The sequence below is a fragment of the Alteromonas sp. M12 genome (assembly GCF_037478005.1).
Lineage (GTDB): Bacteria > Pseudomonadota > Gammaproteobacteria > Enterobacterales > Alteromonadaceae > Aliiglaciecola > Aliiglaciecola lipolytica_A.
This window is the reverse complement of the sequence record NZ_CP144164.1, coordinates 766,687-778,615: the sequence shown is the minus strand read 5'-3', so window position 1 is coordinate 778,615 and position 11,929 is coordinate 766,687. Positions and strand designations below refer to the sequence as shown.

Genomic DNA, 11,929 nt, shown 5'->3' with positions numbered 1-11,929 from the left:
CTAATATGCAAATTAACCTTACTGGCCATCATGTAGAAATTACAGATTCTTTGCGAGATTATGTAGACAATAAATTTACAAAGCTAGAAAGGCATTTTGATCATATCAACAATGTCCATGTCATTCTTAATGTCGAGAAGCTTAATCAAAAAGCTGAAGCGACAGTTCATCTTAGCGGAGGCGAAGTATTTGCAACCTCAGAGCACAACGATATGTACGCAGCAATTGACGGATTGATAGATAAGCTTGATCGACAGGTAATCAAGCACAAGGAAAAAATTAAGCGTCATTAACATATATTAGATTAATTAATGGAAATTAAAGACATCCTTTCCCCTGACTGCACAAGTTGTGCAGTCCAGGGGACAAGTAAAAAACGAATTCTTGAAACTATCAGCCTAATAGCGGCAGAAAAAATCGATGACATTGATCAGACAACGATTTTAAATAGTCTGGTTAGCCGCGAAAAGATGGGCAGCACAGGAATCGGGAATGGTATTGCATTGCCACACGGTAGACTGTCGGGTTTAAAGGATGTGGTCGCAGTGCTAATCACCAGTGATCCTTCTATCAACTTTGACGCTGTGGATAATTGTCCTGTGGACATATTTTTCGCAATTTTAGTACCTGAAGATAAAGCCGCCGGACACCTGCAAACCTTAGCAACCATCGCGACAAAATTAAGTGATAAGGAAATTCTGAAACGTATTCGTCGTGCAGAAGATAATGCTCAGTTATACGAGGCAATCGTTGCATGAAACTGATAATTATTAGTGGCCGCTCTGGTTCAGGAAAATCTATTGCACTAAGGTCTTTAGAAGACTTAGGTTACTATTGCGTCGACAATATTCCAGTTAACCTATTACCGACTCTAACCCATACGGTTATGGATGAATATGACCAAGTGGCCGTGAGTATCGATGTTAGAAACCTTCCCAAGGTACCTGGTGAATTAGTCGAAATTCTTGATTATTTGCCTGCCACTTGGGACATGACCATAGTCTATTTAGATGCCAGTGATGACATGCTGATAAAACGCTTCAGCGAAACTCGTCGACTGCATCCGTTATCTCGTCAAAACAAATCTCTTTCGGATGCGATTCAGGCAGAGGGTCAACTGTTAGCCCCTATTGCGGAACGCGCCGACTTATATCTAGATACAGACAAACTTTCGGTGCATCAATTAGCTGAATTGGTTCGAGAGCGAATTCTAGGCAAGAAAAGCTCTAGGCTAGTTTTGGTATTTGAATCCTTCGGTTTTAAATACGGCATTCCTAAAGACGCCGATTATGTATTCGATGCGCGATTTTTACCTAACCCACATTGGGAGCCAGACTTAAAGCACCTCAGTGGATTAGACTCTCCGGTCGAGATATTTTTAGGCTCACAGCCAATAGTGACGAAATTTATCTGGCAAATTCAAAATCTCATTTCAACTTGGCTTCCTCATCTAGAAAGAAACAATCGTAGTTACGTGACAGTAGCAATCGGTTGTACTGGAGGCCAACATCGCTCAGTTTATGTGGCTGAGTCACTCGCTAAAACATTTTCAGCGTCTCACCCAGATGTTCAAATAAGGCACCGAGAGTTAAATCGATGAATCGATTTGAAAAGCAAATAGTCATCGTTAACAAACTTGGATTACACGCAAGAGCGGCTACTGAATTAGTCAAAGTAGCCAATCAATTTGATGCCGTTGTTACCCTAGTTCAAGGGGAGAAATCGGCTTCCGCAAATAGTGTATTGGGCTTGATGATGTTAGAAAGCTCCCAAGGCAAAGAAGTTAACGTCATTAGCGAAGGAGTCGATGCTGAACACGCCCTTGCCGCGATTGAAAAACTCATAGTTGAGAAATTTCACGAAAACGAATAGTTAAGCAATGTGCAAATAATTGCTGACCTGCTGCCCTTAGTCCTCTAAACTATTAGTATTAGTAGTTTTTTCATTGAGCTGCATATTCATGGCAGAAGCATTAGAGGTTAAACACGCCCAACGACAACTGAAGGCTATCAATCAAGCCTTGGCCAGTGGTCGCTTTATGCATGTCCGCAAAACAATTCACGACATGCCAGCTTGCGACATCGCCCTTCTTCTAGAGTCTTCCCCAAGCAAATCAAGAACTGAACTGTGGGAAATGTTGGACTCCGATTTTTATGGCGATGTATTAGAAGAACTGTCCGAAGATGTACGTAATGGCATCATCGGACAAATGCTTCCAGACAAAGTTGTTGATGCCCTAGAAGACATGGAGATTGATAACTTAGCGGAAACGTTAAGCAGTTTACCGCAATCGGTCTCAAAAGACGTGCTGAAATCGATGGATGAGCAAGACCGTCAGCGCGCAGAAAAAGCCCTTTCTTATGGTGAGGATACCGCCGGGTTCATTATGAATACCGACACCATAACCCTACGCAGCGATGTAAACATTGATGTGATTCTGCGTTACTTGCGACTCAAAGGTGAAATTCCAGAAAGCACTGACACATTTTATGTTGTGAGTCGAAATGACACCTTAATTGGAACTGTACCAGTCACTAAGCTTCTAACGGCTCTGCCAGACTCCAGTATTGAAGATATTATGGATGAGGAAGCTGAAGCCATCCCCGTTGATATGCCAGAAACAGAAGTGGCAAAATTATTCGAACGCTATAACTGGCTGTCAGCACCGGTAGTCGATTCTAGCCGACAACTATTGGGTCGTATCACCATAGATGATGTAGTGGATATTATTCGCGAAGACGCCGAACACTCTATGATGAGTATGGCCGGTTTGGATGATGAAGAAGATACCTTCGCCCCGGTATTGCAAAGTACGCAGCGGCGTTCAGTATGGTTGGCCGTAAATCTAGTAACGGCACTTCTTGCCGCAGCCGTAAGTGATCTTTTTGAAGCAACACTAAGCCAAATGGCAGTGTTAGCTATTCTCAATACAATTGTCCCAAGTATGGGCGGAGTAGCAGGCAATCAAACACTAACCTTGGTTATTCGTGGTATGGCGCTAGGCCACGTAAGTGCTGATAACTCAAGATGGTTGGTGAGCAAAGAATTAGCCATTGGATTTTTTAATGGTGCGATTTGGGCGGTGTTAATTGCATCGGTCATTGCCATTTGGAAACAAGATTGGATGTTAGGAGGAGTCATTGCCTTTGCCATGATGATCAATATGGTTGCCGCTGGTTTAGCCGGAGCAACCTTACCATTGGTAATGAAAAAGTTGAAAATAGATCCTGCCCTAGCAGGAAGTGTAATTTTAACCACCATTACTGACGTCGTAGGTATTTTTGCCTTTTTAGGTACAGCCACTTTGTTGCTTGTTTAGTTTTAGGAAATAAAACGATTAAATCGATTGCACAGCTCGTCGTATACATTGGCATAGCCTTGCTTGCTTTTGCGGGGAATTCAATTCTATGTCGTTTGGCGTTAGCAGACTCAAGTATAGATGCCACTTCTTTTACCTTAATCCGCTTAATATCTGGCGCAATTATGCTTATCTTAATTTTGCTGATAAAAGGAAACGTCAATCAAATTAACAACAAAGGCAGTTGGCCGGCTAGCTTAGCGCTTTTTATATATGCTGCAGGGTTTTCCTACGCATACATTGAGCTTGATACGGGGGTAGGGGCGTTAATTTTATTCGCTTGTGTACAAATAACCATGTTAGTCATCAGTTGGTATTATGGTGCGCGATTAACCTTAGTTGAATCCTTGGGTGTGTTAGTCGCATTTGCCGGTTTTATTTATCTTGTTTCGCCTGGAGTAAACTCTCCTTCGATTTTTGGCGTTACACTAATGGCATTGGCAGGCATAGCTTGGGGATGTTATTCAATTATTGGTAGTCGCTCTGCAACGCCATTAATAGACACAAGCTCTAACTTTATAAGAGCATCGGTTATTAGTTTAGTGCTAACTCCAGTGTTATTTATTGAATCAAATCAATTACAAACAATGGGCGTGGTTTACGCCTTAGCATCAGGCATGATCACATCAGGAGTTGGTTATGCCATCTGGTACAAAGTGCTCCCACACATTCGCTCCAGTGTGGCTGCGGTGTTACAACTCAGCGTACCCGCAATAGCAGCCCTAGGTGGATTGTTGTTATTAGAAGAGCTACTCACGATGAAAATGTTAATTTCAAGTGGCGCTATACTCGGTGGTATAGCGCTGGTGATTTACGGCAAACAACAGCAAACAAGCTAATTAGTCATTCAAACAAGGCTCAATTAATCTAATCTTTTATGTTTTCGCAATATAATCCTGCGCTTTATGCCTAACAAAGCGCAGCTTAGTATGTTAACAGCCGCAATTGACTATAGATGATTTACCCAATAAGTTAATCATCTATATTTTGTGAGCTTAGCCAATCGTTTAACTTCGCAGTGTCCTGCTTTTCTGCCATTTCGAGCTCTTCTACCCAATCATGCACGTTTTCCCACCAGGTTGGATGATCACCTTGCTGAATACGATTTGCAATTTTTTGCACTCGAGCAAGGCCAACAGAACCGGCTGCACCTTTAATTTTGTGAGCTTGAGAACACACTTCTTCTTTGTCATTTGCACTCAAGTTTATATTGAGTATTTCCATGTAGTCAGGCATGTTTTCTTGGAACACTCCAACACTTGTGCGGACCATTTCATGACCGATAGTATCCACCAGCATTTGTAACAAATCTAAATCTAGAATAGATTCTAATTCACTGGGTTTTGCTTCTTCTACGGAGAACTGCGGGATATCTTTTTGATCAACAAACAAGTTGTTAAAAACTTCAATTACCCGACTCTTTTTAATCGGTTTGGCAATAACATCATCCATGCCGTTATTTAAATATTCTTGACGGGTTTTAATCACATTTGCGGTCAATGCCACTATTGGAGTTTGTTCCACTAAACCTTCTTCATGTAATATTGATGCAACATTAAATCCCGTCATATCAGGTAGTTGAATATCTAACAATATTAAATCGTATTGCTTTTCACGGGCCATTTTTAATGCGTCTTGGCCGTTCATAGCAACTTCCACAGTTTGCCCTAGCTTCTCTAATAAAGCTTTAGCCACCATAACATTGAGTTCGATATCTTCTACCAACAGAATCTGCAAGCCATGAACCAAAAGCTCTTGTAACTGCAAAGGTTTATTATTAATAGTAAGGGGCAACTCGACTGTAAAGCAGGTACCCTCCCCTACTACACTATTCACTTTAATTTGGCCTTTCATCAGACTGACCATTTCTTTACAGATGGCCAAACCAATACCGGTTCCCGTTGCCGATTGATGATCAGGATGATTAACCTGATAATACATAGCGAAAATCTTATCTAATTCTGTTTTTGGAATACCAACACCAGTATCTTTAATCGTAAATTTGACCGAACTGATACCCGGTTTTTCTTCTGTCGCTTCAACCGTTAAGTTGACCTTACCTTTTTGCGTAAACTTAACCGCGTTAAATAGTAAATTCCACAAAACCTGACGTAAGCGCGTGCCGTCTGCTTCCACTTGGAAAGGCAGAGGCTCAATAATTTGCGTTTCAAAACGCAAACCTTTATCAGCCGCTAGCAATTGAATGATGCTACCTAATTCGTTGGTAAACTCTTTCAATGAAACCGTTTTAAGGGATAGCTCTAACCTATCGCGATCAAGTTTGTCTAGATCAACTATATCATTGAAGATATTCCCTAAGGTGATACCGCTAGCATAAATAGTACTTACCCAAGCAAACTGCTCATCCGATAAGTTTGTGTCACGCAGCATTCGGCTAAGACCGACAATACCATTTAAGGGAGTACGCAATTCATGGCTAATAGTGGCAATGAAGGCCGTTTTATCTTTGTTCGCTTTAGTAACAACGTTTTCGGCTTGTTTACGTTCCGTAATATCGCGGCCGAAAGCAAGTAAACCCAGACGCTTACCTTCTTTATCGTAAAAAGGAACCTTACGCATTTCATAATAACGACGACGACCATCTGCAAATCTTAACCACACTTCTTCGGTAATACTGGCATTGGTTTCTAAAACTTCATGGTCACTAGCCACTACTTGACGAGCAAGATCTTCGTCATACACTTGATGGGGAGTTAGACCAATTAGCTCTTCTTCGGTCTTTCCGGTCATTTGTTCTGCGACCCGGTTACAGCCAGCAAATCGACCTTCTTCATTACGATAATAAATTAAATCGGGAGAGGCATCGATTATAGAACGAAGTAATGTAGACAGACGTTTAGCCTGGTCTTCTTGCTCAGATTTTTTATTAATTTCTCTTTCTAAATCGTGAAATACAATCTCTCGTTCCAATTGCGCATTTTTACGTTGTTCAATTTCGTAATTAAGTTTTTGTACCGATAACTGCAATTCATGATTTCGCAGCACATCTTCTTCGCGCATTAATTCAAGTTGTTGCACGGCTTCTGACAAACTATCTCTTGATTGCTCCAATTGTTTTACCAACTCAGTAAAAACAATTAGTACCCAAGGCGCACTTAACATGGTCAAGATGATCGCACTAATGAAATCCTTTATTTCCACTTCACCACTCATAATTATGCGTATTACATATGAACCGCAAATGGTGAAAGCCAATGTTAGTAAAACAAAAAATATGCTTATTTTGAGTGTACCGAAACGGATAACGAATCGCGCTACGCCGATGGCCCAAGATTCAATTGGAGCTTTTGAATGCATTTCTAAAATCTCTGTGTGAGTAGAAGACCAATGCTATCAAGAAACACTACCGTAGGTGAATGTTTCAATTAAATTAATGTTAAATAAACTGAATTTGTAACCCGCGCAGATGTCAAAAGACTTATTAACTGGGTTTTAAGCAAACTAATCTGTACCCAAGCAAACGAGTAAGTTTGACATTCCTAGGCCCTTGAATTGGTTTACACAGCCATGATTGAGTGAATTCTAAATTATCCAGAAACATCAATGTGTTTAATATTTATACTGCAACTGAATTACCAATCGAAACAATATGATATAAATTATTCTTAGCTAGTTCTTTACAGTTATGCAGTTTAATTAAATAATTATGCGGTTAGAAAGGACCAATAAAGTGGGTTGTTACAAAAACCACCAAATAATAAACGTATTGTTAACAAATGCTCATCTATTTTCAGCCTTTTTGAAGTGATTTACTTGATCAAAATGAATTTTGTAAGCATTTGATTTGGATTGATTTTATTATCATGAATTGTTAAACAATGGAAAAATTGAATGATTCGCTCGTTGCGCGGATTGATTTCTCCCTTTAATGTCGGTATTTTGTCAGGCCGCTTGGCTAAAAATTCATAAAAATTCGATAACCGGCTGGTACCCTCAAACAAACGACAAGAAAACAACATAAACCAGCAACGAGCAAAACTGACCACAGAAGTCAGGCTCAGTGCAGCTAAATACCAACATTCTAGTTGGCATGTACAACCTTTCTCAGCCAAAGGTTGAAGGAGTTACGTTAATGAGTTTGTATAACCCAAATGATTCAAAAGACAACTGTGGTTTTGGATTAATCGCCCACACTGAAGGTGAAGCTAGTCATAGACTGGTTACTACCGCAATTGAAGGCCTCGATCGCATGCAGCATCGTGGTGGTATTGCTGCGGATGGTAAAACCGGAGATGGTTGTGGATTGTTGTTGCAAAAACCAGATGAATTTTTCAATCTGATTGCAGCAGAAAATGGTTGGAAATTAGGCAAAAAGTATGGCGTAGGAATGATCTTCCTAAACCAAGATACAGAAAAAGCACAGATTGCTCGCCAAACAATAGAAGAAGAATTGTCCAAAGAAACCTTAGCAGTGGTAGGTTGGCGAGAAGTGCCAGTTGACCATTCGGTTTTAGGTGACCTTGCAGCCCAAGGTGTACCAAAAATGGAGCAAGTATTCGTCAATGCTCCTCCAGGATGGCGTAAAAGAGATTTAGAACGCCGCTTATTCATGGTTCGAAGACGGGTTGAAAAAAGATTAGTCGAAGACAGCGATTTTTACATTGCCTGTTTATCTGCACTAGTAACTATATATAAAGGCTTGGTAATGCCGAAAGATTTGCCAAACTTTTATTTGGATCTTGCCGATGAACGCTTAAAGTCCGCCATTTGTGTATTCCATCAACGTTTTTCTACGAATACATTACCTAAATGGCCGTTAGCGCAACCTTTCAGATTTTTAGCACATAACGGTGAAATCAATACCATTCGTGGTAATAGAGACTGGGCACAAGCTCGTTCGAAAAAGTTTGTAACACCGCTATTGCCTGATCTCCAAGATGCAGCTCCTTTTGTAAACACTGAAGGGTCAGACTCATCTTCGTTAGACAATATGCTGGAATTGTTTTTAGCCGGTGGTATGGATTTGTTTAGAGCCATGCGTTTGCTTGTTCCACCAGCATATCAAAATAACAGCACCATGGACGACGATCTTCGTGCGTTCTATGAGTTTAACTCAATGCACATGGAACCATGGGACGGCCCTGCTGGTATCGTTATGACCAATGGTCGCCATGTGGCCTGTAACCTCGATAGAAATGGTTTACGTCCTGCCCGTTATGTATTAACCAAAGACGGCTTTATTACCCTTGCCTCAGAAATTGGTATTTGGGATTACAAGCCTGAAGATGTGGTTGAAAAAGGTCGTGTTGGACCGGGCGAAATGCTTGCTGTTGACACATACACAGGTAAGATTTGGCGCTCCAACGAAATTGATGAAGAATTAAAAACTCGCCATCCTTATAAAGAGTGGATTGATCAACACATCAAACACCTCAAGCCGATTGAAGAGTGTGACGCCAGCCAAATTGGTAAACGTGCCTTTGATGACGACATGATGAGCACCTATCACAAGCTGTTCAATTACAGCTACGAAGAAAATCAGCAAATCATTAAAGTGCTTGCCAATGATGGACAAGAAGCGGTTGGCTCTATGGGTGACGATACGCCTATGGCTGTTATGTCATCGAAACAGCGCACTGTATATGACTACTTCCGTCAGCAATTTGCTCAAGTAACTAATCCACCAATTGATTCATTACGGGAAAATCACGTAATGTCGTTGGCGACCTGTGTCGGTCGTGAACAGAACGTCTTTAGTGAAACATCGGGATATGCGAATCGAGTATTATTTAACTCACCGGTATTAATGTATACCGATCTGAAACAGCTGCGCGAATACGATTCTGAATATTATTATTCCGAGATTATCGATTTGAATTACCTTCCTGAAGAAGGACTCAAAAAGGCAATTGAGCGCATTTGTAATGAAGTCGAATACCTAGTTAAACAGAAACGTGCTGCGTTTGTAATATTATCAGACCGTAATATTAAGCAAAACAGATTGCCTATCCCAGCAGCTATGGCTGTTGGTGCAGTGCAGCGCCGTTTGATTGAAAAATCACTTCGTTGTGATGCCAACATAATAGTAGAAACCGCTTCAGCTCGTGACCCTCACCATTTCGCAGTGTTGATTGGTCTTGGCGCAACGGCTGTTTACCCATTCTTAGCCTATGAAACCATTGAACAAATGGTAGAAGAAGGTGAAATTGAACTGACCGCAATGCAAGCCACATTGAATTACCGTAAGGGTATCAATAAAGGTCTGTATAAAATCATGTCTAAAATGGGTATCAGTACTATCGCTAGTTACCGTAGCTCAAAATTATTTGAAGCTATCGGTATTAACAAAGAAGTCACTGAGCTATGTTTCAAAGGAATCCCAAGCCGAATACAGGGCACTGGATTTGAAGACTTTGAACAAGATCAAATTAATTTGAATCGAATTGCTTGGTTGAAGCGCAAGCCAATGTCTCACGGTGGGCTATTAAAATACGTACACGGTGGCGAATACCATGCCTATAACCCAGATGTAGTTACCACTTTGCAGGTAGCGGTTAAGTCAGGCCGTTATGAAGATTACCAAGCTTATTCTACGTTAGTAAATGGACGTTCACCGTCACATTTTCGTGACTTACTTGAACTGAATCCAGATACGGATCCTATTGACATCAGTGAAGTGGAGTCGGAGGATAAGTTATTCCCGCGTTTCGATACGGCAGCGATGTCGATTGGTGCACTTAGCCCTGAAGCACATGAAGCACTGGCTATCGCCATGAACCGTCTAGGCGGACAGTCCAACTCTGGTGAGGGTGGCGAAGATCCGGCGCGTTTTAACACCGAGAAAAATTCGAAAATCAAACAAGTGGCTTCAGGTCGCTTTGGTGTAACACCACATTATTTGGTCAACGCTAATGTTATCCAAATCAAAGTTGCACAAGGTGCTAAGCCCGGTGAAGGTGGTCAGCTTCCTGGTGATAAAGTAAATAATTACATTGCAGAGCTGAGATTCTCAGTACCAGGTGTAACACTAATATCACCACCTCCGCACCACGATATCTATTCAATTGAAGATTTAGCGCAGCTTATATTTGACTTAAAACAAGTTAATCCTAAAGCGCTTATCTCTGTGAAATTAGTTTCCGAGCCAGGGGTTGGAACTATTGCAACGGGTGTTGCTAAAGCTTATGCCGATTTAATTACAGTATCAGGTTACGACGGCGGTACAGGTGCGAGTCCGTTAACCTCAGTAAAATATGCAGGTAGCCCATTTGAACTTGGTCTTGCAGAAACTCAGCAAGCATTAGTAGAAAATGGTTTGCGTCATAAAGTTCGAGTGCAAACTGATGGCGGTCTTAAAACCGGATTAGATGTGGTTAAAGCGGGTATTTTAGGTGCCGAAAGTTTCGGTTTCGGAACGGGTCCTATGGTTGCTTTAGGCTGTAAATATTTACGTATTTGTCATCTGAATAATTGTGCAACAGGTGTTGCAACTCAAGATGAAAAACTGCGGGATAACTACTTTATTGGTTTGCCTGAAATGGTGATGAACTACTTCAAGTTTATTGCGCAAGAAGTACGTGAAATCATGGCCTCTATGGGAGTGGCTAAGTTCGAAGACTTAGTTGGCCGCACAGAGCTATTAAAAGTGATTGATGGTATTACGGCACGGCAGAGAAAACTCGATTTGAGTCCATTATTAGTGAAACCCAAAGAAGGCTCACATACTAAGCTGTTTTGTTCAGAGGACGCTAATGCACCCTTGGATGAAGGTTTATTAAACAAACAAATTTTAGCCGCATCACAAACTGCGATTAGCAAGATGTCTGGCGCGAACTTGTCGTTTTCAATTCGCAACACAGATCGTTCAGTGGGCGCACTTATCTCTGGTGAGATTGCTAAACAGCATGGAAACCAGGGGATGCATGATGACCCAATCAAAGTGCACCTCACAGGTACCGCTGGCCAAAGTTTCGGTGTGTGGAACGCAGGCGGCTTAGAAATGACTCTTTGCGGCGATGCTAACGATTATGTGGGTAAAGGCATGACGGGTGGTAAATTGGTTATTTTCCCACCTCGCAACATTACTTTTGACCCTCATGTCAGCACTATCATGGGCAACACCTGTCTATACGGCGCTACAGGCGGCAAGTTGTTTGCAGCAGGTAAAGCCGGTGAGCGTTTTGGTGTGCGTAATTCGGGAGCCATAGCAGTAATAGAAGGCGCGGGTGACAATGGTTGTGAATATATGACCGGCGGCATAGTAGCGGTTCTAGGAAGTGTAGGCGTGAACTTTGGCGCAGGTATGACCGGTGGTTTTGCGTATTTATACGATGAATTCAACGACATCGAACACCGCGTTAATGGTGAACTTGTAGATATAATGTCAATTGAAGAAAAGGGCATATTATCTGAGCATTTACGTGGTTTGATTAACCAACACTACGAAGAAACGGGTAGCGAGCATGCGCTTATGTTATTAACTAATTTTGCCGAGCAATTGCAGAAATTTAGATTAGTAAAACCTAAGACTAGCGACGTGAAAAATCTGCTAGGCCACATAAGTCGGTCAACAGCAGAATTACGTATTCAGGCTCAGTAGAGGTAGGGTTA

At 41.5% G+C, this 11,929-nt stretch carries 8 protein-coding genes; 7 read left to right on the top strand and 1 reads right to left on the bottom strand.

Annotated elements, in window-relative coordinates; all coding sequences use genetic code 11:
- Positions 1–5 precede the first annotated feature (5 nt).
- The 6 genes from hpf to VUI23_RS03245 all read left to right on the top strand — a co-directional run bounded on the left by hpf (position 6) and on the right by VUI23_RS03245 (position 4,197).
- The gene (hpf, locus tag VUI23_RS03270; protein WP_216049721.1) at positions 6–293 is read left to right on the top strand and encodes a ribosome hibernation promoting factor; all 288 of its coding nucleotides are present in this window, start codon (positions 6–8) and stop codon (positions 291–293) included.
- Positions 294–311: 18 nt separating this feature from the next.
- Positions 312–758, top strand: coding sequence for a PTS IIA-like nitrogen regulatory protein PtsN (gene ptsN, locus VUI23_RS03265; protein ID WP_216049720.1), 447 nt, complete (start codon positions 312–314; stop codon positions 756–758).
- A complete protein-coding gene (gene rapZ / locus VUI23_RS03260; protein WP_216049719.1) occupies positions 755–1,600 on the top strand; it encodes an RNase adapter RapZ in 846 nt (281 codons plus the stop codon). Before ptsN ends, rapZ begins: the two co-directional genes overlap by 4 nt.
- Positions 1,597–1,872: an HPr family phosphocarrier protein gene (locus tag VUI23_RS03255; protein WP_216049718.1), complete on the top strand. Its 276-nt coding sequence runs from the start codon at positions 1,597–1,599 to the stop codon at positions 1,870–1,872. Before rapZ ends, VUI23_RS03255 begins: the two co-directional genes overlap by 4 nt.
- An 88-nt stretch (positions 1,873–1,960) precedes the next feature.
- A complete protein-coding gene (mgtE, locus tag VUI23_RS03250; RefSeq protein WP_303501237.1) occupies positions 1,961–3,319 on the top strand; it encodes a magnesium transporter in 1,359 nt (452 codons plus the stop codon).
- A gap of 59 nt (positions 3,320–3,378) precedes the next feature.
- Positions 3,379–4,197: a DMT family transporter gene (locus VUI23_RS03245; protein ID WP_342806798.1), complete on the top strand. Its 819-nt coding sequence runs from the start codon at positions 3,379–3,381 to the stop codon at positions 4,195–4,197.
- Between the two features lie 133 nt (positions 4,198–4,330).
- Here VUI23_RS03245 and arcB read toward each other — a convergent pair whose 3' ends face one another.
- Positions 4,331–6,676, bottom strand: coding sequence for an aerobic respiration two-component sensor histidine kinase ArcB (gene arcB, locus VUI23_RS03240; protein WP_216049716.1), 2,346 nt, complete (start codon positions 6,674–6,676; stop codon positions 4,331–4,333).
- A gap of 775 nt (positions 6,677–7,451) precedes the next feature.
- Between arcB and gltB the strand changes: the two genes are divergently transcribed.
- Positions 7,452–11,918, top strand: a complete 4,467-nt coding sequence (gene gltB, locus VUI23_RS03235; protein ID WP_342806797.1) for a glutamate synthase large subunit — start codon at positions 7,452–7,454, stop codon at positions 11,916–11,918.
- Positions 11,919–11,929: the final 11 nt, after the last annotated feature.

What these genes read in the sequence shown, in the direction of transcription:
- hpf (WP_216049721.1), top strand. Translation starts at nt 6, where the DNA reads ATGCAAATTAACCTTACTGGCCATCATGTAGAAATTACAGATTCTTTG.
- ptsN (WP_216049720.1), top strand. Translation starts at nt 312, where the DNA reads ATGGAAATTAAAGACATCCTTTCCCCTGACTGCACAAGTTGTGCAGTC.
- rapZ (WP_216049719.1), top strand. Translation starts at nt 755, where the DNA reads ATGAAACTGATAATTATTAGTGGCCGCTCTGGTTCAGGAAAATCTATT.
- VUI23_RS03255 (WP_216049718.1), top strand. Translation starts at nt 1,597, where the DNA reads ATGAATCGATTTGAAAAGCAAATAGTCATCGTTAACAAACTTGGATTA.
- mgtE (WP_303501237.1), top strand. Translation starts at nt 1,961, where the DNA reads ATGGCAGAAGCATTAGAGGTTAAACACGCCCAACGACAACTGAAGGCT.
- arcB (WP_216049716.1), bottom strand. Translation starts at nt 6,676, where the DNA reads ATGCATTCAAAAGCTCCAATTGAATCTTGGGCCATCGGCGTAGCGCGA.
- gltB (WP_342806797.1), top strand. Translation starts at nt 7,452, where the DNA reads ATGAGTTTGTATAACCCAAATGATTCAAAAGACAACTGTGGTTTTGGA.